Below are 26137 nucleotides of genomic sequence, written 5' to 3'. Positions count from 1 at the left end.
CTTGCACTCCCATTCATTACTAGAAAAAACCAATGCTTAAGCCTGCGCTGCAATTAAAGATCGGCCAGAAACTGGCCATGACCCCCCAACTCCAGCAGGCCATCCGTCTGCTGCAGCTCTCCTCTATAGAATTGGAAACCGAAATCCGCCAGGCGCTGGATAGCAATGTGATGCTGGAGAGCGAAGAAGACGACAGCGGCCGTAAGGAAGAGAAAAACAAGGAAAGCCAGGAAGGCTCAACGGCCGAGTCAGACACCGCTCCCAATGAGGTGGAAACCCGCTTCGAGTCCCCGGAATATTTTTATTCCAGCGGCACCGGCGGTGGTTGGCAGGAAGAGATTCAGGAAGATCGCCGGGCGGAGAATGCTGAAGGCACCTCCCTGCACGACCATCTCCACTGGCAGCTGGAGATGGCACCTTTCAGTGAGACCGACCAGGCCATCGCCGAGGCGGTCATTGACGGCATCGACGGAGACGGCTACCTGCGGGAATCCCTGTCCGACCTGCATCAGGGCCTGGCCGAATTGAGAAACGGGGACGAAACCATCGGCGACGATGAAATCGAGATGGTCATCCGCCGCATCCAGACCTTCGATCCACCCGGGGTGGGGGCACGCGACCTTCGGGAATGCCTATTGCTACAGCTGCAGGCCCTGGCCCGAGAAGGGGCAGAAACCGGGGTCGCCGAGGCCCTGGTGGACAAGCATCTGGACGAGATAGTGAAAAAGCCTGTCGTCAAGCTGGCCACCAGCATGGGCACGGACCCTGAAACGGTCCAGACCGCCCTGTCCTTGATTCGCAGCCTTAATCCCTACCCCGGCACCCGCATCCAGGCGGCCGAAACCGAATATGTGGTCCCCGATGTGGTGGTGGAACGCCGGGAAGGCCGCTGGGTGGTGGCCCTCAATCACGAGATCACCCCCAGTATCCGCGTCAATGGTCTCTACGCCGACATGGTCGCTAAACGCAGCCAGGGCGGTGGCGACTTTCAGGCCATGCGCGGCCAACTCCAGGAAGCCCGCTGGCTGGTTCGCAGCCTGGAGATGCGGAATGACACCCTGCTCCGGGTGGCCTCGGCCATCATCGAACATCAGCAGGACTTCCTCGACAAGGGCGAGGAATACATGAAGCCGCTGGTATTGGCGGAGATTGCCGAAATGGTGGACCTGCATGAATCCACCATTTCCCGGGTCACCACCCGGAAATACATGCTCACGCCCAAGGGCGTTTTTGAATTCAAGTACTTCTTCTCGACCCAGCTGGCACGGTCGGACGGCGGGGAAACCTCCGCCACCGCCGTGCGGGCCCGGATCAAGCGCATGGTTGCCGAAGAAAACCCGGCCAAACCCTTGAGCGACAGCCGCCTGGTGAACGACCTCAAGGACGCCGGCTTCAAGGTAGCCCGACGCACCGTGGCCAAGTATCGGGAGGCGATGGGGATCCCCCCTTCCCATGAACGCAAGCGGGTCAACGCCTAGGCCGCTGCGCGGACCGCGTGGTGGAACGGGATCGGCTGGACCGAGTGCCTGCTGGTCCCGGCGCTGGAGCGCGGCAGCGCCTTGGCAGGCGGACATCAGCCTGCCCCGCGCAGCGAATTCGGCCCGTGGCGATTCGTCACGCGGCGACGGATAGCATCCCCGGCATCTGACAGCGGGCCGGCCGGCGGGATTGTCCGTGGCGTTGCGTGACGCATCACGAGAGGAGTGCAACACCATGCAAATGAATCTGACCGGCCATCACGTGGATATCACCCCTTCCCTGCGCGAATACGTGGATACCAAGATGGAGCGCCTGGAGCGCCATTACGACCATATCAACGGCATGCACGTGATTCTGACAGTCGAAAAGCTGGATCATAAGGCCGAGGCCAAGGTCAACGTGGTGGGCAAGCCCCTGTTTGCCGATGCCAAGGAGGGGGATATGTACGCCGCCATTGACCGCCTGGTGGACAAGCTGGACCGGCAGGTGAAAAAGCACAAGGAGAAGGCCCGGGATCACCGGGCTGCGGCCGTGGACAAGGCCGATCGCCTGCCACCCACGCCCGATGAGTTGGGGCCAAGCTGAATGCCCCGATACCGGGATCCGATAATCGTTAGGCCCTGAACGTGATCAAAGCTTGAGCCGGGGCCGGGAGAGGTCTAGACTGTGCCGCTTTTCCCGGCCCCGTTCCAAGTTCCGGAGGTTGGCGATGAGACATAAGCCGAAGCATGCAGCCCATGAAGATCAGTGACTTGATAGCCCCCGAACGGATCGACGCCCATACTCAGGCGGGAGGCAAGAAGCGCGCCCTGGAAATTCTCAGCGAGCTACTCGCCAAGGATGCCCAGGCCCTGAACCGTGGCCAGGTCTTTTCCAGCATGATCAGCCGGGAACGGCTGGGTAGCACGGCCATCGGCTCCGGTGTGGCCATCCCACATGGCCGTATTGAAGGCCTGAACTACAGCATTGGCGCCTTCATTCGCCTGGACGAGCCGGTGGATTTTGACGCCACCGATGGCGGCCCGGTGGACATGCTGTTTGCCCTGCTGGTCCCCACCCATTGCGCGGAAGAACATCTCAATGCTCTGGCCGCCCTGGCTCAGCTCTTCTCCCAGGCGGAATTCTGTGATCGTCTGAGACAGGCGGACAACGCCGAGACGGTTTACGAATTGCTGATCCAAGCGGACAAAGACCAAACCCAGGCATCCGCCTGACCATCCACCCCGCCCCGGCCCATTCCGGCGAAGTGCTGCATTGAGCCCCGCCGGCTCTGTTATATTGGCGCCAGAGATGGCCCCAACGCCAGGGAGACCTCGAATGAAGCTCACCATCCTTAGCGGCCTGTCCGGTTCCGGCAAGAGCGTGGCCCTGCACATGCTGGAGGACATGGGCTATTACTGCATCGACAATCTGCCGGTGGCGGTCCTGCGTAACTTCATTCGGGAAACCATGGCCACCGGCGACCCCGAATACGAACAGATGGCGGTGGGGGTGGATGCCCGTAATCGGCCGGAGGAAGTGGAAGGCCTGCCCGACCTGCTGGCCGACTTTAACCGGGACGGGATTCACTGCGAACTGATCTTCCTGGACGCAGACGAGGATATTCTTCTGCGTCGCTACAGCGAAACCCGCCGCCGACATCCTTTGTCTGGCCAAGAGCGAACCTTGCCGGACGCCATCCAGGAGGAACGGCGGCTGCTCTCCAGTATTGCCGAGCGGGCCGATCTGGTGATCGATACCTCCCGGCTCACCGCCAACCGCCTGCGGGAACTTATTCATGATCGCCTGAACCACGAAGGCAACACAGCCCTATCCCTGATGTTCGAGTCCTTCGGCTTCAAGCATGGCGTGCCCCGGGATGCGGACTTTGTCTTCGACGTCCGCTGTCTGCCCAATCCCCACTGGGAACCCGCCCTGCGGCCCCGGACCGGCCGGGATCAGGAGGTGATCGATTACCTGGATGCCTCGGATCTGGCCCAAAGAATGGTGGGCGACCTGATCGATTTTCTGGAACAATGGTTGCCCCCCTTCGAAGTGGGGCGGCGCAGCTATGTCACTGTGGCAGTGGGCTGTACCGGCGGACAGCACCGCTCGGTCTATGTGGTGGACCGACTGGCGACCCACTTCAAACAGCAATGGGGACAGGTGGTCACCCGGCATGTCAGTCTGGACTAGAGGGTGAGCATGAACGAGCAGGCCGATCAGCGGGTGGAAGCCGATGTCACCATCTGCAATAAGCTGGGCATGCACGCCCGGGCCGCCACCCGTTTTGTCACCCTGGCCTCCCGCTTCAAGTCGGATATCCGGGTACAGCGGGAACAGCGGGATGTAAGCGGCAAGAGCATTATGGGTCTGATGATGCTGGCAGCCAGCAAGGGAAGCACTATCCATATTCGTGCGGAGGGCCCGGATGCGTTCGAGGCCATCCGCCGGCTCAAGGGCCTGGTAGAGAACCGCTTCGACGAAGGCGAATAAAGAGGAGTAAGGGATTTGAGTCTGCTTCTGACCGGGATAGGCGTCTCCAGGGGAATTGTCATTGGCCAAGCCCATGTGGCTGATGGCGAGCCCTTGGAGATCCTGGAATACAACCTCCCCCAGTCGGAAATCCCCAATGAAGTGGACCGCTACGAACAAGCCCGGCAGGCCGCCAAGCGGCAACTACGTGCCGTCCGGGACCAGATCCCCGAACACGCCCCGGCGGAAATCGGGGCCTTCATCGATACCCATTTGCTGATGCTGGACGACGAGGCTCTGTCAGAGGCTGTGGAAAGTATCATCCGCGAGCAGCAATGCAATGCCGAATGGGCCCTGCAGAGTCAACGAGACGAGTTGGTGGCCGTCTTTGATGAAATGGAAGACCCCTACCTGCGAACCCGCCGGGATGATGTGGACCATGTGGTGAATCGGGTCCAACGCCTGCTGATTCGAGGGGACGAACTCTGGAATGAACAGCAGCGGGAAGCCAGCGCCTATCCCGTGGTGGTGGCCGAGGATATTTCCCCAGCGGATGTAGTGCTGATGCAGAGTCGGGGGGTTCGCGCCCTGATCACCGAATCCGGCGGACCGCTATCCCATACCAGTATTATCGCGCGCAGCCTGGGGATTCCCGCCGTGGTGGGCCTGCACCGGGCCCGGCAGCTGCTCCGGGACGGGGAACCGTTGATCGTGGACGGGCTCAAGGGGGCCGTGTTTGCCAACCCGGCCGAACGCGAGATCGAATACTATCGCCGCAAGCGCCGGGAGCTGTTCAAGCATGTCCGGGAACTGAAAAGCCTGCGGGGACAGGCGGCAGAAACCCTGGATGGCGCCCGCATCCAGTTGATGGCCAATATCGAGCTGCCGGAGGATCTCAAGCTCTTCCGTAAAACCGGCGGTGACGGCATCGGCCTGTACCGGACCGAGTTTCTCTACATGAACCGGCCGGACTTCCCCAGTGAAGATGAGCAGTATGAACGCTACCAGGAATTGCTGGCCACGGCCGATGGCCTGCCGGTGACCATCCGGACACTGGACCTGGGGGCCGACAAGCGCGCCCTGGGGCGAGATCACGGCCCGGAGGATGCCCACAACCCGGCGCTCGGCCTGCGGGGCATCCGCTTCAGCCTGAGTGAGCCCAATGTCTTTCTCAAGCAGCTTCGGGCCCTGCTGCGGGCCTCGGCCGACGCCCCGCTCAGGATCATGCTGCCACTGGTGGCCACCACCCAGGAAGTCCTCCAGGCCCAGCAAATGATTGAGGTGGCCAAGCAAAGCCTGGACGCCCGGGGCCAGGATTACGACCCGGCCGTGCCCATAGGGGCCATGATCGAAGTCCCCTCGGCGGCGCTCACTGCGCACCAGATCGCCCGTCAGGTGGATTTCCTCTCCATCGGCACCAATGACCTGATCCAGTACACCCTGGCCATTGACCGGGTGGACGACCATGTGAACTACCTCTACGACCCGGTTCACCCCTCGGTGCTGAAGCTGATCTCCAATATCCTGCAGGCGGGCCGCCGGGCAGGCATTCCGGTATCCATGTGCGGCGAGATGGCCGGGGACCCTCAATACACCCGACTCCTGCTGGGCTTGGGGCTGCGTGAGTTTTCCATGCACCCCTCCACCCTGCTGGAGGTCAAACGGGTGATCACCCGCACCAATCTCCGCGAACTTCGGGGGAAAACCCGTGCCTTTTTGAGAAATGCCGACCCGGCCCGCACCCCGGATCTGCTTCGCCGACTCAATACTCGCCACTGATTCACGATCTGCTAATATGTAAGAATCATTGACTGCAAGCTGATCGACGCAAGAGCGTAATCGGCAAGGGAAGTGACATAATGCGACGCATCGTAGTCATCAATCCCAAGGGGGGATGTGGCAAAACCACGCTGGCGACCAACCTGGCCAGCTATTTTGCCCATCAGGGCCATCGAACGGCTCTGATGGATTATGACCTGCAGGGATCCAGCTGGCAGTGGCTGCAACTGCGTGGACCGGATCGGCCCCGGATTGAAGGTATTCGCGCAGCGGAGGCGGTGCCCGGCACCACCCGGGTCTGGCAGACACGGCCACCGGAAGGCACGGAACGCCTGGTCATTGACACCCCTGCGGCATTGGATAACCACCGAATTGCCGAGGCCACCCGTGGTGCCCAGGCCATCATCATTCCGGTTCTGCCCTCCAATATCGACATCCATGCCGCCTCCCGCTGTATCGGGGACCTGCTGATTCGGGCCCGGGTCAGTCGCCGGGGGGACCGGATTGCGGTGGTCGCCAACCGGGTGCGCCAGAACACGAAGGTCTATGCCAAGCTGGAACGCTTTTTGAGCAATCTGGACATTCCCTTCGTGGCCTCCCTGCGAGATAGCCAGAATTATGTCCACGCCGTGGAGCACGGTTTGGGGATTTTTGAATTGCCGGAAAAACAGACCCGGAAGGACCGGGGACAATGGCACGCTCTGATTGACTGGATCGAGTCACGCCCCATCCACCAACTGGTCACCACTGGCCTGTCGGAACGTCCCGTTTCCCGGTGAAATTTCGCTCAACCTAAAAGGCCTTGTTGTCCACTAACCAGTAAAGCCCGAGTCGTCCCACCGCCTCGGTGAACACCTCGGAATGAATGGGCTTTTGTACATAGCTGTTCACCCCCAGGGAGTAGGCCTCGGCCCGGTCCCGCTCCTCCACCGAGGACGTCAACACCACCACGGGTAGAAAGCGAGTCCGCTCATCGGCGCGAATTCGCCTGAGCACCTGATGCCCATCCAGCTTCGGTAGCTGAATATCCAGCAATACCAGGGCCGGCAGTGGATCAATGACAACCCCTCCCTCCGTGGCAATGCCCAGTATCTCCAGGGCCTTTTGGCCATCCTCGGCCACCAAGATCTCGTTTTCCACCTTATTACGCCGCAGCGCCCGGATGGTCAATTCCACATCATCGGGGCTGTCCTCCACCAAGAGGATGGGATTGTCGAGTATTTCCGATCGACCGGCCATTTCATTTGTCATTGTCGTAAACCCAATTGCCAAAATTGAAAATAAAGCGCGCGCCCTTCCCGGGTGCCCCCTCCGCTCTGATCTGGCCACCGTGACGCTGAATGATGCGATGCACGGTAGCCAGGCCAATGCCGGTGCCCTCGAACTCATGCTGGCTGTGGAGGCGTTGAAAAGGCGTAAACAGGCGATCAAGCTGCTCCGGGTCAAAACCCGCGCCATTATCCCGGAGTATAAACGCCTCTGTTCCATCCTGCTGTTCCCGACCCAGAACCACCCGGGGATGGGGCTGCCGGGCGGTGAATTTCCAGGCATTGGCGAGCAGGTTTTCCAATAGTAATCGGGCCATGGCCGGATCCGCCCGGGTTTCCAGCCCCGCCTCCACCTGCCATTCCACCGGGTGATCCGCCTGGGCCTCATCCAGTTCCTGGCAAACCCGGGTAGCCAGCTCGGTAATGGAGACAGGCTTAAGATCCAGCTCAAAACGGCTGACCCGGGAAAGCTGCAGGAGATCATCGATCAACTGTCCCATGCGTCGGGCACCATGGCGAATCCGCTCGATGTAATGGTGACCGGTTTTATCCAGCTGCTCTGCGTAATCTTCCTCCAGAGCCTGGGAGAAACCATCAATACCCCTTAAAGGGGCCCGTAGGTCATGGGACACGGAATAGGAAAAGGATTCCAGTTCCCGGTTAATCAATTCCAGCTCCCGGGTCCGCAACATGACTCGCCATTCTAGCTGTTGGTTGACGTTACGTAGTTCTTCTTCCGCCAAAACCCGATCACTCACATCCATGACGAAAGTGAGAAAGGATTGAATTTTACCCTGCTCGTCCCGGCACACCGTTGTAAACCAGGCACAGTGAATCACTCGTCCTTCCCGGGTCCAGTTCCGGGTTTCGAAACGAAAACGGTCCTGGCCGCCGGACATCAATTGGCGCAAGTAACTTTCCAGATCAGGCAGATCATCCTCATAGACAAATGACCAGTCCGTGGCCCTGAGCCCCGTCACTTGTTCAGCCGACCAGCCGAACAAGGCCTGGGCACTCCTGGACCAATCCATCACCCGAAAGCCCCGATCCCATTCCACGATTGCCAGGGGGACTTTTTCCAGATGCAGTCTCAAGCGGGCCTCATCTTCGCGACGTATCGAATCCACCGATTCCAGACTCTGGGCAATGCGACGCATTTCCTGCGTCATGCCACTGACATCCACCCGTGGCTTCTCATCTCGGTACATGCGGTCCAGGCCCACCAGCAAAGGGGTGATGTTGCGGCGAATAAATGCCCGGGCAAAGCGGATGCTGAGAAAAATCAGTGCCCCCACCGACAATAGCAATAAGGCCACCGACAGCAGCATCTGTCGATCCACTGCGTCATCCAGGTAAAAATACAATAAGAGAATCGACAAGGCCGACAGTCCGGCCAGGATCGTCAACAGTGCCAATAAGCCCTGAATGGAGCGGTTCCAGAACCAGCGGGCCAAGGCCCCACCAGTGGACAGGAGAACCAGCCCCGCCCCGATCATCAGCGCTCTCCCGGAGACAGTCGGGCCAAGCGCAATCGACGTTTTCCTTGAGTATCCATGTCAGTCCAGGCAAGAAAGACCGAATCACCCTGCTTCACGGACACGGGAAAGCCGCTCTGTCGACTGCCTGGGATCGAGGCCAGAGTCTGAACCGCCTGCTTGCCCGTTTCATCCAGCAAACGCGCACGCAAGGCGGTATCGTCGTCCAATCGCTCCATCCAGACGGCAAGCCAGCCCCCTTCGGGCCAATCACTCAAGGTTGTTCGCCCCAGTGCCCGCCCCTCATCCAGACGTCTGGCATCGGCAAATTCATTTGCCCGGCCATGGGTGAACAAGACCCGGGGCTGCTCCTGCGCGGCAGTAAACCAGGCAACTCCCACGGAATCACCACTCCGTGCCGCAGCAGGACCATTCACCGGGCAGGCGGCAATTTCCCAATCATCGTCTGCCACCGCCCCTCCATCGGGTGACTGCTCCGCTGACTCGGAATCCTCAAGCCAGGGACGCTGCCAGGCGATATCCCGAACCTCCGACTCGCTCCGGTCGCGATAAAACACCAAGGGCCCTTGTTCATCCAGCACACTGGCAGTCATGCAACAATCGCAGACCCGATCATCCAGTTCCTGGCTCGGATCCTGATGCTTCACGGGCTGACCTGGAACCAATCGTTGCCAACGCAACGTCATGGGTCCGTTGTGTTCATGGTGTTCATGATGGTCGTGGCCGGCCTCGCCCGTCATGCTCCCCGCCATATGACGGCCATCCAGCCAAGTCACGGCAAGGTCGCCGTCGGGCAACACCACCGAGGACAGAAAACCATGCTCTGCCTGTACCCCATCACGGTGCAGAATGAAGGGCTCTCCCCAGCTTTCTCCCTCGTCATTGGACCAGGCGGCGTGAATGTCATAGTCATAGGTGCCGGGCCCGCTGCGAACCAGCCAATGGGCAAACAACCAGGCCCCCACCGGCCGTACTCCCGGGGTATCGGCCCAGTTGGCAAACCAGTCCTTACCCTGGGCCACCGTCCGAACCGAGGACCAATCATTGTCTTCATATCGAGCAAAGCGAAGGGCATGCTCGCCCGAGTCGGTCACCGCGAGCCAGGACAGATACAGTTGATCCCCCTGCACCGACAGACGTGGTGCGAAGCTCTCCGATTCCGACGGCACCGACACCGGCTGATGCCGCAGTCCTGGCTCCTCACCCCCACAGGCCGATAACATCAACCCGATTATCAGGCCCAGAACCAAGCAGCCTGATGCAGTCCGCAAAAACATGATCACTCTCCCCGAAGGCGCAAGCTGTGACGGGTTTCACCCGGAAGGAATGGGGTCGCCTGACCCTCCACCCAGTCTTCGTGCCCCGCATCATACCAAGGCGAGAGGAAATGACCGCTCTGCCCCCCGGGCATGTGGAAGATCCCATCGTCTTCATGACCCGGGCTCACCACCATGCGCTGGGAAGCCCCAAAGTTGCCCAGTTGAACACGCGGAATATGCTGATCACCGGGCAACCAGGTCTCGGGCAAATCCAGCCAACGCCCAAGGCCCGGCAGGGCATCACTCAGGGGGTGGCGAATTCGGGTGGCGTTGTATTCTCCCCAGGTCATCAGGGCCGCATCCCCATCCAGCTCGTGGCGATCGATCACCGCATCCATGGCATCCACCATCAGCTCCGCCCAGCTATCGAAGGCAGGCGCAAGCAAATGCTCGGGCTGCTTCGAGAGCAGCCGTCGAACCAAAGGCTCCCGATTTCGGATGGGACGTAAATCAAATGCGGGCGCCTCTTCCATGAGCGGGTGCACAAGCGGGGCCAGCACACGGGCATGGACCGCCTGCCGGAAACTGCGCAGGAAGAGATAGCCCGAGGACTCCGGCCAGGCATGCCCATGCCAATGGGTAATCTCCCGACGAAAACGATCCCGGGCTTCGCTGTTGCCCGCGAAATCGGCGGTCTCGATGGCCAAAGGGACCCACTCATAGAGCAGACGGGCTTCATCATCCAGCTGGATGGCCAACATGGCCGCCTCGTCAAAGCGTTCGGCCTCGAACAGTCGATCCCGGATCTGGCGCTGACGGGCCGCGGCCGGATAACCGCCATCGCCCACCTGTTCCAGGTGATCGCCTCCGGCGACCCGGGCATTGGCGGTCCAGAGGCGCTGCCTTTCCGGTGCCACCACCCGGGGATAGCTTTCCGGCGACAGCCAGCCGGAGTGGGACTGGAAATCGGAGGAATCGGGCAGTCGCTGCCCGCTCTCAATCCAGTTGCCCCTTTCCGGGATGCGGCCGGCAATACCCCAGGCGATATCGCCTGCCCGGTCCACCACGAGAATATTCTGGGGCGGCATACCCAATCCAGCCGCAGCATCCAGGGCTTCTGCCAGACTCTCGGCTTCATGCAGAGCCGGAAAACCGTACCCTAGCCCTCCCGGCAGCATGCCGGTCCAGACCAGGGCGTGGGCTTCCTCCTCATTGATTTCCAGCAGCGGCCCCCATTCGGTCCAGGTATAGGGAACGATCTCATCCTCACCACCTTTCACCTCAATGGTTTCCTCGTGAACCTCCAGATCCCGTTCCCCATCGGGTGTTTGATAGCGCTGTTGTGCCTCATCAACCCACTCCACGCGAACACGGGTGGACCAGTCCCCGTAACTGTTGGTGAAAGCCCAGGCCACCGAGCCATTGCTACCGGCGATCACCCCGGGCACCCCGGGCAGACTGACACCCCGAATGCTCCGCGGATCGGCGCCCGATCTTTCCAGATTCAGGCGATACCAGGTGTTGGGTAGGCTGATACCCAGATGCATGTCACCGGCCAGCAAGCCACGGCCATCCTCGCTCAGGGAAGCAGCCACAGCCCAGCTATTGCTGCCCGGCAGAGGCTCAACACCGCCAAAAAGGCGGTCATGGTCCATTATCACTTCCTCGAAATCCCGGACCTGGAATGTGTCAGGCTCAGGCAGAGGAGCGGGTCGAGGCAATGCTTCTTCCACGATGGGAGCGGCCCGGGGATCGGCACGATCCAGCAGCAAATCCACCACCGATGAGGGCAGTTCTGCCGCCATTTGATCCAGGCGGTGGGCCCGATCTCCCCGCTCATCAGTCAGGTAGAAAAACATGGACAAACCCACCAGCAGGCTATCCTCGGGCTGCCAGGGCTCGGGCTGCTGCCTCAGCAACCAATACTCCGGGGGCCGCGCCCCCAGGGCCAAGAGACCGGCGTTGACACCCTCGGTGTAGGCGGAAACCTGGGATTGCTCCTCATGGGGCAGGAGGGCCAGGGTGGCCCTGGCATGATCCCGTCCCCGCCAGCGACGTCGCTCCCGGTCAAAATCCAGGGCTGCATCGCCGAACAGGGCAGCCAGTTCCCCCGCAGCAGAACGACGCAGGGTATCCATTTGAAAGAAACGGTCCTGGGCATGCACAAAGCCAGTGGCGAAAGCCAGATCCTCGGACCTGTGACCACGCAAGGTCGCCACTCCCTGCTCATCCCGCAGTACCGTGACTTCATCCGTCAGGCCGGCCACGGTCAATTCTCCGTCCAGATCCGGTAGGCTGGCCCGCAGGGCCAGGAAAAAGGCTACTGCCGCCACAGCAACACTGAGCCCGATCAGGGCTATCGACCATCCAAGGATCCGCTTCACCACCTGTCTCCTTCCCTCAAGCCGGCCTGTACCGGAATGAAATCACCACTGCATGATAATCAGATTGGCAGCTTGAGTGGCGTTTGTCATGGGCCCGGCCACAGCAATGACTGCCGATTCCGATCTTGCCACCCCCCGGAGCCCTCGGGTAAGTTCTTCCAATGCGTATTTTTCAGTATGGTTCCAATCTTTCCTCGCAACGCCTCAACAGTCAGGCGCGGTTGCAGGGCAATGCCCGTATTCTGGGTGTTGCCTGCACTCGTCAGCCCTTTCGTTTCACCTTTCCGGTCTGGGGCGGGATCAACAACTGTGCAGCGGCGGGTATTCTGCCCGGCGGCAGCGAAACGGTCTGGGGCGTGGTATACGATATCCCCGCCCAGTGGGTTGCCCATGGGGGCCAGCCCGAGGCCCGAACCCTGGATGAGATCGAGGACGAAGGACGGGATTATCGGCGCGGCCCCATCGAGCTGATCTGGCCTGATGGCCAAGTGATTCACGATGAGGTTCACACCTATCACCCCAAGGCCGCCCGGGACGACCTCATCACCGACTGGCATTATGTGCGTCATATTCTGGACGGCGCCCGGGAACATGCGCTTCCCATGGACTACCGGCGACGCCTGACCTCGGCCATAATCGAGAATAACCCGGGATTGGCCGAAGCCATCAATGGCTACCAACAAAAAGAGGGCGGACCATGATTGCCTTACCGGTTACCAGTCTCTACGCCGGACTCGGCGCCCTATTGATGATTGCCCTGGCGGCACGCATTGCCCCGCTTCGCCGCCGACATAGGGTGGGCATCAACAATGGCGGCAAGGAAGACCTGGCCCTGGCCATGCGGGCCCACGGCAATGCGGTGGAGAACCTGCCCCTGGGGCTTATTCTGTTGGCACTGCTGGAGGTTCAGGGCCTGCATCCGGCCACGCTCTATCTGCTGGGGGGCGGCTTGATACTGGGTCGTCTGCTTCATGCCTGGGGCCTGAGTCAAACCGCCGGTATCAGCTTCGGACGATTCTGGGGTATGCTGCTTAGCTGGATTTCCTTGCTGGCCATGTCCGGAATACTCATATGGTTCGCCTTGCCCTTGAGTCAAACAGTGGCTTGAGCCACCAGCTACTAAGTGAAACTGCGGATGTGCGGGAACGATTCCAGCGCAATCCCCTCTTTGCCCGCACTTTCGCCGACCTGGTTGAAGCACGGGTCTATCGGCACTTGCTGGGCCACCTCTTTTCCTACTTCCGACTGATGGAAATCATGCTCAGTCGTTGCCCAAAGGGAGGACACCATACGCTTCCGGAGATGGTCATCAATAAATCCCGCTGGATCGAGCGGGACCTGATCATTCTGAAGAGCACGCCCGCCCCCTTTCCGCCACTGGCTCTGATGGCCCCCATTCAAAATGAAGCCGATGCCCTGGGTGTGAGTTTTTTTGGCGAATATCTGGCCTGGAACAGCGAGGTTGCCGAGAAACATCTGCAGCTGGCCCTACCCCGGGCATGTCGCAAGGCGGTTCATTTCGTCCAGGCCTATGGCCGGAGCCGTGAAGCCCAATGGCAGCGCTTCTCCCACTGGCTGGATCATTACCCCTTGCCGGAAGACAGAGACCACAGCCCGGTTAAGGCAGCCAGAAAATGCTTCTCCGGGCTGGATCAATGGTTGAGCGAGTCCATCACGCATCTGGGCTAGGGAGTTGGTTCAGGCAGTCACAATCTTCATGGCGTTGGTGCCGCCCGACACCCCTTCAAAATCCCCCTTGGTGAAAATCAGCTGATCACCGGCCTCGGCAGCGCCCATATCTCGAAGCACTCGCACAGCATCTTCGATAATGCGTTTCGGGTCATGATGGAGAATGTCGTAATCCACCGGATACACCCCCCGATAGAGGGTGACCCGACGGCGGGTACTCCGGTGACGGGTCAAGGCATAGATTGGGATCCCGGAACGAATCCGGGACATCCACAGTGGCGTGGATCCGGATTCCGTCATGGCGACGATGGCACGAGTCTCCAGGTGATTGGCGGTATACATGGCGGCCATGGCCACCGCCTCGTCAATCCGCTCAAAGCGACTGTCCAGGCGATGCCGGGAGCGCTGGGTACGGCGCTGCTTCTCAGCCCCCACGCAAACCCCATGCATGGCTTCCACCACCCGAATGGGAAACTGCCCGGTGGCGGTCTCCGCCGACAGCATGACGGCATCGGTCCCATCCAGCACCGCATTGGCCACATCCAGCACCTCGGCCCGGGTGGGGCGCGGCTGATTGATCATGGACTCCATCATCTGGGTGGCGGTGATTACCACCCGGTTCAATTCCCGGGCCCGATGGATGATCATCTTTTGAACCGCGGCCAGCTCGGCATCACCGATCTCCACCGCAAGATCACCCCTCGCCACCATCACCGCATCACTGGCCACCACAATCTCGTCCAGATTGGTGACCGCTTCACTGCGCTCAATCTTGGCCACCACCCCGCCCTGGCCACCGGCATCCCGCAGCAATTGCCGGGCCTGGTCCACATCCTGACCGGAACGGGGAAAGGACAGGGCCAGATAATCCACATCCAGCTCGGCGGCGGTCTTGATATCCTCCAGGTCCTTTTCGGTCAGAGCCGGTGCCGACAAGCCGCCCCCCTGGCGATTGATCCCCTTGTGGTTGGACAGCTTGCCGCCCATTTCCACGCGGGTATGAATGCGGCTGCCGTCGATGGATTCCACCCGCAGGGCAATCAGGCCGTCATCCAGGAGCAGAACATCTCCCGGAAAAACATCTACCGGCAGGTTCTTGTAGGTCAGACCCACCACCGTGTCATCGCCGCCTGCGGGATCCAGCTCCGCGTCCAGGGCGAAGGCTTGCCCTTCCTTGAGATCAACCGCCCCATCAACAAAGGCATCGATCCGAATCTTCGGCCCCTGAAGGTCCGCCAACACGCCCACGTCTCGTCCGGCCTGTTCGGCGGCATCCCGGGCCAGGGCCACCAAGCGGCCATGATCCCTGGCGCTGCCGTGGGAAAAGTTGATGCGCACCACGTCCACGCCGGCTTTTACCAGCGCCAGCATTTGTTCCGGCGAATCCACCGCGGGACCCAGGGTGGCGACAATCTTGGTTCTTCTTGGCATAGGAAAACCGTTCATTCATGGCAGTGAGAAGGGAGCCGATCATGTCAGCGCCTCAATCGACGCCTAGGGGGAATATAACATCTAGACCGAATATTCGGCCCAATGGAAGTTCACAACCTGTTTCTCATGGCACTTGCAGCTGATTGACGTCCGCGACAAGAAGCTGGGCTAAGATCAATCCATAAGGCCGACAATGGAGAATCCTCTACATCGCCAAAGCAATCGAAGCCAAAGCCAGCTCACCCCCTCCGCGGCTTTCAGTCTGGAGGATCGAGCGCAAGGTGGGATGTTCCAGGGCTGTCGAAAACAGGATGTTTTCGTCAGAGCCCCCAGGGATGGGTGCACGGCGTCCCTGGAACATCCCACCTTGTGATCGAGCCGTGAAGCTCTGAAAGCAGTCCACTCCCTTCGGCTGGCAAGGCGTGAATCTCCTCGTAGGGTTGTAATCTGACATTGTTGGATGTTTGAGCCATTGAAACACTGAACCGTGTTCGAACTGGGTCCGTTTAAAGTGTTTTTCATTAGCATTTTCGGGACCGTTCAAGCTACCGCCAGCTGAGGATATAGGTTTCTGTTTAAACTTCACGGCTCAAGTACAGGGTGGAACTGTCCAGGGACGCATGGACCCATCCCTGGGGCTCTGGGTGCGACATCCCTGTCGCGCACAGCCCTGGCCAGTTCCACCCTGTACTCGATCCTCCAGACTGAAAGTAGTGTCGGTATGAGTCGGCTTTGGCTTCGATTACTTTGCCGATATAGAGGGCTGGTCGTTTCCAGCTATTATGGTTACTAGGCGATAGCCTCGAAGAAGCCTCTAATACGACAGGTTTTTATATGGCATAAAAAAACACCGCCCGAAGGCGGTGTTTTTAACTGGGAACTGCCCACTAAGCCGTCAACGCAATCAGCCTTGACTGCCTGCGGCCACCTTCTCATTGGCCCGGCTTTCGAGCACTGCCACCGCCGGCAGGGTCTTGCCTTCCAAGAACTCCAAAAAGGCACCCCCACCCGTGGAGATATAAGAAACCTGATCGGCGATACCGTACTTGTCCACGGCTGCCAGGGTGTCGCCACCGCCGGCAATGGAAAATGCGGGTGACTCCGCAATGGCCTCGGCCAATACGCGTGTGCCCTGACCGAATTGATCAAACTCGAACACACCCACCGGCCCATTCCAGACAATGGTCCCGGCTTCCTTGAGGCTGCCGGCAAAGGCTTCGGCCGTGTCAGGGCCGATATCCAACACCATTTCGTCGGCCGTGATCTCATCCACCGGCTTCACATCCGCCTCGGCACTGGCGTCGAATTCCGTGGCCACCACCACATCCGTAGGCACCGGAATCTCGCCGCCCTTGGCGCGGGCCTGCTCCATCAGCCGCTTGGCCTCGGGAATCAGATCCGGCTCGTGCAAGGACTTGCCCACATCGTAACCGGCAGCCGCGATGAAGGTATTGGCAATGCCCCCCCCCACGATCAGGCGATCCACCACCTTGCTGAGGCTTTCCAGCACGGTAAGCTTGGTGGACACCTTGGAGCCGGCCACAATCGCCACCAGCGGGCGTTTGGGGTCCTCCAGGGCATGACCCAGGGCATCCAGCTCCCGGGACAGCAGCGGCCCGGCGCAGGCCACCGGGGCAAAGCGGGCTACCCCATGGGTGGAGGCCTGGGCCCGATGGGCCGTGCCGAAGGCATCCATCACATAGATGTCGCAGAGGGCGGCCATCTTCCGGGCCAGTGCTTCATCATCGGCTTTCTCGCCCTTGAGGAATCGCACGTTTTCGCACAGGACCACCTCGCCTTCAGCCACGTCCACCCCGTCGATCCAGTCCTCAGCCAAGCGTACCTTGCGCCCCAGGAGCTCGGTGAGGCGATCCGCCACCGGCGCCAGGGACTGGGCCGGGTCATATTCACCCTCGGTGGGTCGCCCCAGATGGGACATGAGCATGATCCGGGCACCGCCCTCCAGGGCGGCCTTGATGGTGGGCAATGAAGCCCGAATCCGGGCATCACTGCTGACTTTGCCGTCCTTGACCGGCACATTCAGATCCTCGCGAATCAACACGCGCTTATTGCGAAGATCCAGGTCCGTCATCTTGAGGATGGTCATTGCCAGCCTCCATCAGTTGCTTGAAACAGAAGCGGGCGCCGAGAGTATCGGCGCCCGTCAGGGTGAAACAGGGCCGTTTTGACCTCAGGCCTTCATCGCGGCCAGGGCAGTATCCAGCATCCGGTTGGAGAAGCCCCACTCGTTGTCGTACCAGGCACAGACCTTCACCAGCTTGCCGTTGAGCACCTTGGTCAGACCGGCATCCACGGTGGAGGAAGCCGGGTCGTGGTTGAAGTCCACCGACACCAGGGGATCCTCACAGAAGGCCAGCACACCCTTGAGGGGGCCTTCGGCGGCTTCCTTGAGCACACTGTTGACCTCTTCCACGGTGGTTTCCCGGGAAGCGGTGAAGCTCAGATCCACCATGGAGACATTGATGGTGGGCACCCGCACGGCAAAGCCGTCCAGCTTGCCGTCCAGTTCCGGTAGCACCAGACCCACGGCCGCGGCGGCCCCAGTCTTGGTGGGGATCATGGACATGGTGGCTGAACGGGCCCGACGCAGGTCCGAGTGATAAACATCGGTCAACACTTGGTCATTGGTGTAGGCATGAATGGTGTTCATCAGGCCGGATTCCAGCCCGATCTTGTCATTCAGCGGCTTGACCAGCGGGGCCAGGCAGTTGGTGGTGCAGGAGGCGTTGGACACCACGGTGTCATCGGCCTTGAGGCTGTCATGGTTGACGCCGTAAACGATGGTGGGCAGATCCTTGCCGGCGGGGGCGGAGATCAGTACCTTCTTGGCGCCCGCCTTGATATGGGCGGCAGCCTTGTCCTTCTTGGCGAACAAACCGGTGCATTCCATCACCAGGTCCACGCCCAGCTCGCCCCAGGGCAGATTGGCCGGGTCACGCTCGGCCAGCACCTTGATCTTGTCACCGTTGACGACCAGGTTGTCGCCCTCCACCTTCACTTCGCCGGGAAACCGGCCATGAGCGGTATCGAAACGGGTCAGATGGGCATTGGTCTGGGCATCACCCAGATCGTTAATGGCCACCACCTGGATTTCGTCCGTACGGCCCGCTTCATACAGGGCCCGCAGCACATTGCGGCCGATACGGCCATAACCATTGATTGCTACCTTGATCGCCATGACATCTACTCCCTTCAGGGTTCTATAAATCAGTTATTGAGATTCTTGAGGCTCTCGCGGGCGGCTTCCACCACCCGCTCCACGGTGAATCCGAAATGCCGGAAGACATCGTCGGCCGGAGCGGACTCACCAAACTGGTCCAAGCCCACCACCACGCCGTCTTCACCCACCCAGCGGTGCCAGCCTTCGGTGACGCCGGCTTCCACCGCCACCCGAGCGCGCACCGTCTCGGGCAGTACCGCGCGGCGATAGTCACGTTCCTGGCGCTGGAACAGGCAAACCGAGGGCATGGAGACCACGCGTACCTTGACCCCGTCCTGACGCAGCTGTTCAGCCGCCTCGACACAGAGGGCCACCTCGGAACCGGTGCCCATGAGAATCAGCTCCGGCTCGCCGTCGCTGTCGGACAAGACATAGCCGCCCCGGCGAATCTGGCCGATGGTCTCACCACTGCGGGGCTGATACGGCAATCCCTGGCGGGACAGGGCCATGCAAGTGGGTCCGTCACGACGCTCCACGGCATCCTGCCAGGCCACGGCGGTCTCCACCGTGTCACAGGGCCGCCACAGGGTCATATTGGGAATCAGGCGCAGAGACGCCAGATGCTCCACCGATTGATGGGTGGGCCCGTCTTCCCCCAGACCGATAGAGTCATGGGTATAGACATAGATGGAGCCCACCTTCATCAGCGCCGACATGCGCACCGCATTGCGGGCGTAGTCGGAGAAGGTGAGGAAGGTTCCGGCATAGGGCACAAAGCCGCCATGCAGGGTCAGGCCGGAGACCATGGCCGACATGGCAAACTCACGCACACCATAGAAGACATAGTTGCCGTCGGGATCGGCCGCCGTGATGGTCTTGGCTTCCTTGAACTGGGTGTTGTTGGAACCACTCAGGTCCGCCGAACCGCCGATCAATTCCGGCAGGGCGTGGCCCAGCTCGTCCAGGCATTTGCCGGAGGCCTTGCGGGTCGCCATCTTCTCGCCGGCCTGGTCCATCTTGGTGATTAATTCACCGCAGATGGCTTCCCAGTCGCCCGGCAACTCGGCATTCATGCGGCGCTGATACTCCGCCGCCAGGGCCGGGTAATCTTCCCGGTAACGCTCGAACAGACTGCGCCAGGCATCTTCCACCACTTGGCCATCACTGCGGGCATCCCAGCCATGCCGGATATCGCTTGGAATCTCAAAAGGTTCATGGGGCCAATCCAGGGCCTTGCGGGCGGCGGCCACTTCCTCGTCACCCAGTGCGGCGCCGTGGATCCCGGCAGTCCCCTTCTTGTTGGGGGAGCCGAAGCCAATCACGGTTTTGCAGCAGATCATGCTGGGCTTGCCGGTCTCGGCCTGGGCCTGCTCGATGGCCGCCTTAACGGCTGCCGGGTCGTGACCATCCACGTCCCGCACCACATGCCAGCCATAGGCCTCGAAGCGGGCGGGGGTGTCGTCGGTGAACCAGCCCTCCACCTCGCCGTCGATGGAAATGCCGTTGTCGTCGTAGAAACAAACCAGCTTGCCCAAACCCAGGGTGCCGGCCAGGGAGCAGGCCTCATGGGAAATGCCTTCCATCAGGCAGCCGTCACCCAGAAAGACATAGGTAAAGTGATCCACAATACCGTAACCCGGCTGATTGTAGCGGGCCGCCAGGACCTTCTCCGCCAGCGCCATGCCCACGGCATTGGCCAGGCCCTGGCCCAGGGGACCGGTGGTGGTCTCCACCCCGGGTGCATAGCCGTATTCCGGGTGGCCGGGGGTCTGGGAATGAAGCTGGCGGAAATTCTTCAGCTCCTCCATGGGCAGGTCATAGCCGGTGAGATGCAGTACCGAGTAGACCAGCATGGAGCCATGTCCGTTGGACATGACAAAGCGATCCCGGTTGTCCCATTTGGGATTGAGAGGATTGTGGCGGAAAAAATCATTCCAGAGGACTTCGGCGATATCCGCCATGCCCATGGGGGCACCGGGATGACCGGAATTGGCTTTCTGGACCGCATCCATGCTCAGAGCACGGATGGCGTTGGCGAGTTCTCTACGTGAGGGCATGCAAGCTCCCGGTTAGCGGGTGCCCACCGATATACGCTTGATCACCAAGACGCCGCAGCCGGCCCAGGGGGCCGCCGGCACCGGTTGCGTCGGCGGGAAACACGAAGACTTCAGGAAAATTCGAAAGCGCAATTTTCGCCGATTGGGAGCCAAACGGCAAGTTCGGCCCCACGCCCTGCTTCTGTCAGTTCGAAGGCGTCATCAGGTCTTCATAAACGGCCAGGGTCTCGGCCACCGTTCGCTCCGGCTGGAAGGCCTGTCGAATCCGGGCCTCGGCCGCCTCGCCCATGCGCCGGCGCAAGTCGTCATCGGCCAAAAGCTGATCCAGGGTCATGGCCAGGGCAGGGGCATCCCCCGGCGGCACCACCCGGCCACTGATCCCGTCCTCAATCAATTCCGGGCTGCCCCCGGAATTGGTGACCACCGGCGGCACCTTCTGGCACATGGCCTCGATCACGGCCCGGGGCAAACCCTCGCGACGTAGAGACGGCAGCACAAACACATCAAAGGCCCCGGCCAGACGGGCTGCATCCTGGCGCCAACCCAACAGATGAATCCGCTCGCGCACCGAACTGCGCGCAATGCAACGCGATACCCGTCGATCCCCCACCCGGCCGATGAGCACCAGATGGGCACGGCGGTTCTCCATTTGCTCCAGGGCCTCAACCAGCACCGGCACACCCTTGCGTTTGCGCATCTGGGCCACGCAGCCGATCACCGGCACCTCCGGCGGCACACCCACCTCACTCAGGTTCTCCGGAGGGGCCATATTTTGCCACCAATCCACATAATGCCCCTTGTGAACCGTCACCACCTTGTGCTCCGGCAAATGCCAGCCCCAAAGACGGTTGGCCAGCAGATCCTGGCGAATGGCCTCACAGACACAGATAATCCGATCCACGCGAGGATGAAGAAAGGTCCGGCGGGAGGAGGGATCCAACCAGTGGAGGTTGCCCACAATGCCCCGATAAGCCACCAGCCGCGGCGGCAGGTCATCAATCGCGCGAATCACGTTGGACAGGGCCCGCTTGACATAGACATGGACTATATCCGGTACCTCGCGGCGAACCAGTTCACGCAAGGTGGCAATTGCCTGTCGGTCCAGACGACGACGCCATTGGATGTGATGCACCGGAATACCGGCCTGTTCCAGATCAGCCTGGAATTCCGCGCCACGGGCACAAACCACCATCAGCTCGACGCCGCGCGCCTTCATCCCGAGCAACTGATGGCGCTCGCCCGCGTCGATCTGGTCAAACACATGCAGGACTTTCAATGTATTCCCCTGGCAAGCTATCGTCCCCTGGCCTGCGTTTGGCCCATCACCACGGGCACCCGCAGACACACAAGGGCAGTATTCAGTTGAGCGGTACCTTCCCCCTAATCATTAAAGGCTACACTATCCGAATGAATCCTGTGTAACGGCGCTTTGAACCGGCCAAAGAAGGATACCAGCATGTTGTTCGCATTTACCGACTTTCAACACCAGGGGCCCTATCAAGGTGAGCTGGAAGCCGCCGCCCGGCGCTACAGCAATCAACCCTTCATCCACCTGATGCATGACGCTCCCCGTTTTCAACCGGCCTCCGCCGGACGGCTGCTAAGCGCCTTATCCCGGCAATTTCTACCCGGCGACATCTGTCTGGCCGTCGTCGACCCGGGTGTGGGCAGTGCCCGTTACCCGGTAGCCGTCGAGAGTCGAGGCATCTGGTTCGTGGGCCCGGATAACGGTTTGCTCAGCAGCGTGACCGAGACCGATGCGTCGGCCCAATGGTGGGAGATTACCTGGCATCCCGCCCCCCTTTCCAGCAGCTTTCATGGCCGCGACCTGTTTGCCCCTTTTGCTGGACAGCTGGCCGCCGGTTATAGCCCAACCGCCATCGGTGCCCGCCCCCTTTATGACCCGATCCAGGCCCATTGCCCGGAAGCCTCCATCATCTACATTGATGGCTACGGCAATTGCGTCACCGGCATACCTGCCGGTCGCTTGCAGGAAGACCAGACAGTCACGGTCGGGGGGCGGCCCCTGTCCCACGGCTTTACCTTTTCCAGCGTACCGCCGGGCGAACCCCTGTGGTATTGCAATTCCATGGGCCTGGTGGAGATCGCCATCAATCAGGCCAGCGCGGCCGACAGCCTCCAACTGGAGATCGGCAATGAGGTGAGCCTCACCTAAAGGTGGACCGAATCAAGTCGGCAAGGCCCGCACCATCAGCGCTTGCTGGAATCGAATTCCTCGAAATCCTCGGATCGCGGCATGCGGCCCACCATGGCCTGGATCGTCTCCGGCGCCGGAGCCACGCGGCGGGCCTTGAGATCCAACCACGCCCCCTGAACCTCGATCACTGCAGCCAGTTCCCCATCGGCCTTTTTGATCAAGTGACGCATGCGCCAATGCTTGCCGTTCACCGACAGGCCACTCAGTTCTGTCGCTACCCGAATAGTCTCGCCACCGCGAATCTCGCGGCGATACTCGATGGCTTCCTTGAACAGCACCGGACCAACACCCTGCTTGGCCATCTCGACCATGCTCAAACCATATTCAGCCATGGCTGAAAGACGGATCTGAGCACCGTAATCCAGATAAGCGCTGTGGCGCATATGGCCGTTAGGGTCCAGATCCACCCAGCGAATTTCGTATTCCTTCTCGTACATGTTTGCGCTCCATTGGAAAACGGGGAGGATGAACGCGCCGTAGGAGCGGATTTATCCGCGATTGACTAGAACGCCTCGCGGCCTCCGAACGCCTTCGCGGATAAATCCGCTCCTACAAGCTCAATCAAAAAAGGGGCCCGAAACCGGGCCCCTCCTGATCCTGCCAAGCCGACTTAATTATCAGTAGCGATAATAATCCGGCTTGTAGGGCCCTTCCTGGGGCACGCCGATGTAGTCGGCCTGCTCGTTGGACAGGCGGGTCAGCTTGGCACCGATCTTGTCCAGATGCAGACGGGCCACTTCCTCGTCCAGATGCTTGGGCAGGACATAGACCTTGTTGTCGTACTCATCCGGCTTGTTGAACAGCTCCATCTGGGCCATCACCTGGTTGGTGAAGCTGGCCGACATGACGAAGCTGGGGTGGCCGGTGGCACAGCCCAGGTTCACCAGACGCCCTTCGGCCAGCAGGATGATCCGCTTGCCATCGGGGAAGATCACATGGTCCACCTGGGGCTTGATGTTTTCCCAGTCGTACTGCTTGAGACCGGCCACATCGATTTCATTGTCGAAGTGACCGATGTTGCAGACAATCGCCTGGTCTTTCATCTTGGCCATCTGATCGGCGCTGATGACGTTGAAGTTGCCGGTGGCGGTGACAAAGATATCCACCTGATCCAGCACATCTTCCAGCCGCACCACGCGATACCCTTCCATAGATGCCTGCAGGGCACAGATAGGATCGATTTCGGTGATCCACACCGTGGCACCCAGGCCACGCAAGGACTGGGCCGAGCCCTTGCCCACATCGCCATAACCGCAGACCACGGCGACCTTGCCGGCCACCATCACATCAGTGGCCCGCTTGATGCTGTCCACCAATGATTCACGGCAACCATAGAGGTTGTCGAACTTGGACTTGGTCACAGAATCGTTGACGTTGATGGCCGGGAAATCCAGGGTGCCGTCCTTCTGCATGCGATACAGGCGGTTCACCCCGGTGGTGGTTTCTTCGGTCACGCCCTTCAGCTGGGACTTGACCTTGGCATACCAGCCCGGCTTTTCGTCCAACCGCTTCTTGATGGCGGCGAACAAGGCCTTTTCCTCATCACTCCCGGGATTGCCCAGAACGGAGGGATCTTTTTCCGCCTCGGCACCCAGGTTGATCAGCAGGGTGGCATCCCCGCCGTCATCCAGGATCATGTTGGCGCCCTCGCCTTCCCACTCGAAGATGCGATGGGTGAATTCCCAGTACTCATCCAGGGTTTCGCCCTTGAAGGCAAATACCGGGGTGCCGGCATCGGCAATGGCGGCCGCGGCATGATCCTGAGTGGAGTAGATGTTGCAGGAGGCCCAGCGGACCTCGGCACCCAGGGCTTCCAGGGTCTGGATCAGCACCGCGGTCTGAATGGTCATGTGCAGAGAACCGGCCACGCGGGCCCCCTTCAAGGGCTTTTCCTGGACGTACTTCTCGCGCAGGGCCATCAGCCCCGGCATTTCGGTTTCGGCAATGGCGATTTCCTTGCGACCGAAATCCGCCAGGGACAGGTCGGCTACGTGAAAATCGCCGTCTTTACGGTTTGTTACCACAGCGTTCATAGTTTAACTCCATCGTTCTGAAGCGAGCGCCGTTCCTACAATTGCATCCCTGTGTCGAGCCTGGCGGGTTGACCCGTCGCAACGCTCCTCGACCCGGATTTGCATCAAAACTTAAGCCTGTCGTGCGGCCTTGAGCCCGGCCGCATCCTTGAGTAATTCGGCCTTGTCCGTCTTCTCCCAGGGGAAATCCCCGTCTTCCCGGCCGAAGTGGCCGTAGCTGGCGGTGGCCTGGTAAATGGGCCGCACCAGATCCAGCATCTTGAGAATGCCGTAGGGACGCAGATCGAAATGCTCCCGGACCAGGGTTGTGAGCTTCTCGTCGTCCACCTGCCCGGTGCCGAAGGTATCCACGCTGATGGAGGTGGGCTCGGCCACGCCAATGGCATAGGACAGCTGAATCTCGCAGCGATCCGCCAGCCCGGCGGCGACAATGTTCTTGGCCACATAGCGGGCGGCATAGGCGGCGGAACGGTCCACCTTGGAGGGGTCCTTGCCGGAGAAGGCCCCGCCCCCATGACGGGCCATGCCGCCATAGGTATCGACAATGATCTTGCGGCCGGTCAGACCGCAATCGCCCACCGGTCCGCCAATCTCAAAGCGGCCCGTCGGGTTGATGAGATAGCGGGTCTTGTCGTCGATCCACTTGGCGGGCAATACCGGCTTGATGATCTCCTCGATCACCGCCTCGCGGAGCTGTTCATTGCTCACATCCGGCCCGTGCTGGGTGGAGAGCACCACGGTGTCCACGCCCACCGGACGATCATTCTCGTAACGGAAGGTCACCTGGCTCTTGGCATCCGGGCGCAGCCAGTTCAGCTTGCCGGCGCGGCGCACTTCCGATTGCTTCTGCACCAGGCGATGGGCAAAGGAAATCGGTGCCGGCATCAGGACATCGGTCTCGTTGCTGGCGTAACCGAACATCAGGCCCTGGTCACCAGCGCCCTGTTCTTCTTCGGATGCCCGGTCCACGCCCTGGGCAATATGCTCACTCTGTTTGCCGATGGCATTCATCACCGCACAGGTATGGCCATCAAAGCCCAATTCGGAGCTGTCATAGCCGATGTCCACGATGGTCTTGCGAACCAGGTCTTCCAGGTCCACCCAGGCGCTGGTGGTGATTTCACCAGCAATGATCACGAAACCGGTCTTGACAAGGGTCTCGCAAGCCACCCGGGCCCGGGGGTCTTCAGCCAGCAATGCGTCCAGCACCGCGTCGGAGACTTGATCCGCAATCTTGTCCGGATGCCCTTCGGACACCGATTCCGAAGTGAACAGATAGTTTTTCGACATGCCAGGTCATCTCCTGGGGTTGTGGCGACACCCGGGCTCACCCCGGGGGCCAAATTGAGCCAAAACGCACAGAATGCCCCATTCTACAAGGCCCGTCACGTTTTCTCGACCATTGCTTC

General features: G+C 60.6%; 23 protein-coding genes and 1 riboswitch. Of the genes, 11 read left to right on the top strand and 12 right to left on the bottom strand.

Annotated features, from left to right (window positions below; translation table 11 throughout):
* Window positions 1–32 precede the first annotated feature (32 nt).
* The 7 genes from J2T60_RS00200 (at window position 33) to J2T60_RS00170 (ending at window position 6491) form a co-directional block, all read left to right on the top strand.
* The gene (locus J2T60_RS00200; protein ID WP_253443749.1) at window positions 33–1478 is read left to right on the top strand and encodes an RNA polymerase factor sigma-54; all 1446 of its coding nucleotides are present in this window, start codon (window positions 33–35) and stop codon (window positions 1476–1478) included.
* 235 nt (window positions 1479–1713) lie between these two features.
* The gene (hpf, locus tag J2T60_RS00195) at window positions 1714–2064 is read left to right on the top strand and encodes a ribosome hibernation-promoting factor, HPF/YfiA family (RefSeq protein ID WP_253443746.1); all 351 of its coding nucleotides are present in this window, start codon (window positions 1714–1716) and stop codon (window positions 2062–2064) included.
* A gap of 152 nt (window positions 2065–2216) precedes the next feature.
* On the top strand, window positions 2217–2693 hold the full coding sequence (gene ptsN, locus J2T60_RS00190) for a PTS IIA-like nitrogen regulatory protein PtsN (protein ID WP_253443743.1): 477 nt from the start codon (window positions 2217–2219) through the stop codon (window positions 2691–2693).
* A 103-nt stretch (window positions 2694–2796) separates the two neighbouring features.
* Window positions 2797–3654 carry an RNase adapter RapZ gene (gene rapZ, locus J2T60_RS00185; RefSeq protein WP_253443740.1) on the top strand — a complete coding sequence of 286 codons (858 nt, stop codon included), beginning with the start codon at window positions 2797–2799 and terminating at the stop codon, window positions 3652–3654.
* Between the two features lie 9 nt (window positions 3655–3663).
* Window positions 3664–3954 (top strand): HPr family phosphocarrier protein, encoded by a 291-nt coding sequence (locus J2T60_RS00180; RefSeq protein WP_253443737.1) that lies wholly within the window; start codon window positions 3664–3666, stop codon window positions 3952–3954.
* A 15-nt stretch (window positions 3955–3969) separates the two neighbouring features.
* The gene (gene ptsP, locus J2T60_RS00175; RefSeq protein WP_253443734.1) at window positions 3970–5712 is read left to right on the top strand and encodes a phosphoenolpyruvate--protein phosphotransferase; all 1743 of its coding nucleotides are present in this window, start codon (window positions 3970–3972) and stop codon (window positions 5710–5712) included.
* An 80-nt stretch (window positions 5713–5792) separates the two neighbouring features.
* Window positions 5793–6491 (top strand): nucleotide-binding protein, encoded by a 699-nt coding sequence (locus J2T60_RS00170; protein ID WP_253443731.1) that lies wholly within the window; start codon window positions 5793–5795, stop codon window positions 6489–6491.
* A 13-nt stretch (window positions 6492–6504) separates the two neighbouring features.
* Here J2T60_RS00170 and J2T60_RS00165 read toward each other — a convergent pair whose 3' ends face one another.
* From J2T60_RS00165 to J2T60_RS00145, 4 genes are read right to left on the bottom strand one after another with little or no spacing between them, the layout of a single operon-like run.
* Window positions 6505–6951, bottom strand: coding sequence for a response regulator (locus J2T60_RS00165; RefSeq protein ID WP_253443727.1), 447 nt, complete (start codon window positions 6949–6951; stop codon window positions 6505–6507).
* A 1-nt stretch (window position 6952) separates the two neighbouring features.
* On the bottom strand, window positions 6953–8476 hold the full coding sequence (locus tag J2T60_RS13260) for a sensor histidine kinase (protein ID WP_301288277.1): 1524 nt from the start codon (window positions 8474–8476) through the stop codon (window positions 6953–6955).
* Entirely contained in the window at window positions 8476–9753 is a 1278-nt protein-coding gene (locus J2T60_RS00150; RefSeq protein WP_253443724.1) for a hypothetical protein, read from the bottom strand. The genes J2T60_RS13260 and J2T60_RS00150 overlap by 1 nt, the downstream gene beginning before the upstream one ends.
* A gap of 2 nt (window positions 9754–9755) precedes the next feature.
* Window positions 9756–12119, bottom strand: a complete 2364-nt coding sequence (locus tag J2T60_RS00145) for a penicillin acylase family protein (protein ID WP_253443721.1) — start codon at window positions 12117–12119, stop codon at window positions 9756–9758.
* A 161-nt stretch (window positions 12120–12280) separates the two neighbouring features.
* Between J2T60_RS00145 and J2T60_RS00140 the strand changes: the two genes are divergently transcribed.
* Genes J2T60_RS00140 through J2T60_RS00130 form a run of 3 tightly spaced genes read left to right on the top strand, consistent with a single transcriptional unit; the run spans window position 12281 to window position 13808 of the window.
* Entirely contained in the window at window positions 12281–12820 is a 540-nt protein-coding gene (locus J2T60_RS00140) for a gamma-glutamylcyclotransferase family protein (RefSeq protein WP_253443718.1), read from the top strand.
* Entirely contained in the window at window positions 12817–13227 is a 411-nt protein-coding gene (locus J2T60_RS00135; RefSeq protein ID WP_253443715.1) for an MAPEG family protein, read from the top strand. The genes J2T60_RS00140 and J2T60_RS00135 overlap by 4 nt, the downstream gene beginning before the upstream one ends.
* Entirely contained in the window at window positions 13191–13808 is a 618-nt protein-coding gene (locus J2T60_RS00130) for a heme oxygenase-like domain-containing protein (RefSeq protein ID WP_253443712.1), read from the top strand. Before J2T60_RS00135 ends, J2T60_RS00130 begins: the two co-directional genes overlap by 37 nt.
* Window positions 13809–13817: 9 nt before the next feature.
* Here the strand turns inward: J2T60_RS00130 and pyk are convergent, their stop codons facing one another.
* The 5 genes from pyk to J2T60_RS00105 all read right to left on the bottom strand — a co-directional run bounded on the left by pyk (window position 13818) and on the right by J2T60_RS00105 (window position 21753).
* A complete protein-coding gene (pyk, locus tag J2T60_RS00125; RefSeq protein ID WP_253443709.1) occupies window positions 13818–15239 on the bottom strand; it encodes a pyruvate kinase in 1422 nt (473 codons plus the stop codon).
* Window positions 15240–16143: 904 nt separating this feature from the next.
* Complete coding sequence (locus tag J2T60_RS00120) at window positions 16144–17346, bottom strand: phosphoglycerate kinase (RefSeq protein WP_253443706.1); 1203 nt, start codon at window positions 17344–17346, stop codon at window positions 16144–16146.
* Between the two features lie 84 nt (window positions 17347–17430).
* The gene (gap, locus tag J2T60_RS00115; protein WP_253443703.1) at window positions 17431–18438 is read right to left on the bottom strand and encodes a type I glyceraldehyde-3-phosphate dehydrogenase; all 1008 of its coding nucleotides are present in this window, start codon (window positions 18436–18438) and stop codon (window positions 17431–17433) included.
* A gap of 29 nt (window positions 18439–18467) precedes the next feature.
* The gene (tkt, locus tag J2T60_RS00110) at window positions 18468–20477 is read right to left on the bottom strand and encodes a transketolase (RefSeq protein WP_253443700.1); all 2010 of its coding nucleotides are present in this window, start codon (window positions 20475–20477) and stop codon (window positions 18468–18470) included.
* A gap of 184 nt (window positions 20478–20661) precedes the next feature.
* Window positions 20662–21753, bottom strand: a complete 1092-nt coding sequence (locus tag J2T60_RS00105; protein WP_253443697.1) for a glycosyltransferase — start codon at window positions 21751–21753, stop codon at window positions 20662–20664.
* A gap of 180 nt (window positions 21754–21933) precedes the next feature.
* On the opposite strand from J2T60_RS00105, the gene J2T60_RS00100 reads away from it, so the two are divergent.
* Entirely contained in the window at window positions 21934–22653 is a 720-nt protein-coding gene (locus tag J2T60_RS00100) for an SAM hydrolase/SAM-dependent halogenase family protein (RefSeq protein ID WP_253443694.1), read from the top strand.
* A 35-nt stretch (window positions 22654–22688) separates the two neighbouring features.
* Here J2T60_RS00100 and J2T60_RS00095 read toward each other — a convergent pair whose 3' ends face one another.
* The 3 genes from J2T60_RS00095 to metK form a co-directional block, all read right to left on the bottom strand.
* The gene (locus J2T60_RS00095; protein WP_253443692.1) at window positions 22689–23132 is read right to left on the bottom strand and encodes an acyl-CoA thioesterase; all 444 of its coding nucleotides are present in this window, start codon (window positions 23130–23132) and stop codon (window positions 22689–22691) included.
* Between the two features lie 180 nt (window positions 23133–23312).
* Window positions 23313–24728 (bottom strand): adenosylhomocysteinase, encoded by a 1416-nt coding sequence (gene ahcY, locus J2T60_RS00090; RefSeq protein WP_253443690.1) that lies wholly within the window; start codon window positions 24726–24728, stop codon window positions 23313–23315.
* A gap of 17 nt (window positions 24729–24745) precedes the next feature.
* Window positions 24746–24824: riboswitch (S-adenosyl-L-homocysteine riboswitch) on the bottom strand.
* A 15-nt stretch (window positions 24825–24839) separates the two neighbouring features.
* On the bottom strand, window positions 24840–26018 hold the full coding sequence (metK, locus tag J2T60_RS00085; protein WP_253443688.1) for a methionine adenosyltransferase: 1179 nt from the start codon (window positions 26016–26018) through the stop codon (window positions 24840–24842).
* Window positions 26019–26137 lie beyond the last annotated feature (119 nt).

This window comes from Natronospira proteinivora, from assembly GCF_024170465.1.
Taxonomy (GTDB): Bacteria; Pseudomonadota; Gammaproteobacteria; order Natronospirales; family Natronospiraceae; genus Natronospira; species Natronospira proteinivora.
This window is presented reverse-complemented; position numbering and strand designations above follow the sequence as displayed.

Bases quoted from the DNA above. Each gene is read 5' to 3' on its own strand.
- J2T60_RS00200 (WP_253443749.1), top strand. From the start codon at position 33: ATGCTTAAGCCTGCGCTGCAATTAAAGATCGGCCAGAAACTGGCCATG.
- hpf (WP_253443746.1), top strand. From the start codon at position 1,714: ATGCAAATGAATCTGACCGGCCATCACGTGGATATCACCCCTTCCCTG.
- ptsN (WP_253443743.1), top strand. From the start codon at position 2,217: ATGAAGATCAGTGACTTGATAGCCCCCGAACGGATCGACGCCCATACT.
- rapZ (WP_253443740.1), top strand. From the start codon at position 2,797: ATGAAGCTCACCATCCTTAGCGGCCTGTCCGGTTCCGGCAAGAGCGTG.
- J2T60_RS00180 (WP_253443737.1), top strand. From the start codon at position 3,664: ATGAACGAGCAGGCCGATCAGCGGGTGGAAGCCGATGTCACCATCTGC.
- J2T60_RS00170 (WP_253443731.1), top strand. From the start codon at position 5,793: ATGCGACGCATCGTAGTCATCAATCCCAAGGGGGGATGTGGCAAAACC.
- J2T60_RS00165 (WP_253443727.1), bottom strand. From the start codon at position 6,951: ATGGCCGGTCGATCGGAAATACTCGACAATCCCATCCTCTTGGTGGAG.
- J2T60_RS13260 (WP_301288277.1), bottom strand. From the start codon at position 8,476: ATGATCGGGGCGGGGCTGGTTCTCCTGTCCACTGGTGGGGCCTTGGCC.
- J2T60_RS00150 (WP_253443724.1), bottom strand. From the start codon at position 9,753: ATGTTTTTGCGGACTGCATCAGGCTGCTTGGTTCTGGGCCTGATAATC.
- J2T60_RS00140 (WP_253443718.1), top strand. From the start codon at position 12,281: ATGCGTATTTTTCAGTATGGTTCCAATCTTTCCTCGCAACGCCTCAAC.
- J2T60_RS00135 (WP_253443715.1), top strand. From the start codon at position 12,817: ATGATTGCCTTACCGGTTACCAGTCTCTACGCCGGACTCGGCGCCCTA.
- J2T60_RS00130 (WP_253443712.1), top strand. From the start codon at position 13,191: ATGGTTCGCCTTGCCCTTGAGTCAAACAGTGGCTTGAGCCACCAGCTA.
- pyk (WP_253443709.1), bottom strand. From the start codon at position 15,239: ATGCCAAGAAGAACCAAGATTGTCGCCACCCTGGGTCCCGCGGTGGAT.
- J2T60_RS00120 (WP_253443706.1), bottom strand. From the start codon at position 17,346: ATGACCATCCTCAAGATGACGGACCTGGATCTTCGCAATAAGCGCGTG.
- gap (WP_253443703.1), bottom strand. From the start codon at position 18,438: ATGGCGATCAAGGTAGCAATCAATGGTTATGGCCGTATCGGCCGCAAT.
- tkt (WP_253443700.1), bottom strand. From the start codon at position 20,477: ATGCCCTCACGTAGAGAACTCGCCAACGCCATCCGTGCTCTGAGCATG.
- J2T60_RS00100 (WP_253443694.1), top strand. From the start codon at position 21,934: ATGTTGTTCGCATTTACCGACTTTCAACACCAGGGGCCCTATCAAGGT.
- J2T60_RS00095 (WP_253443692.1), bottom strand. From the start codon at position 23,132: ATGTACGAGAAGGAATACGAAATTCGCTGGGTGGATCTGGACCCTAAC.
- ahcY (WP_253443690.1), bottom strand. From the start codon at position 24,728: ATGAACGCTGTGGTAACAAACCGTAAAGACGGCGATTTTCACGTAGCC.
- metK (WP_253443688.1), bottom strand. From the start codon at position 26,018: ATGTCGAAAAACTATCTGTTCACTTCGGAATCGGTGTCCGAAGGGCAT.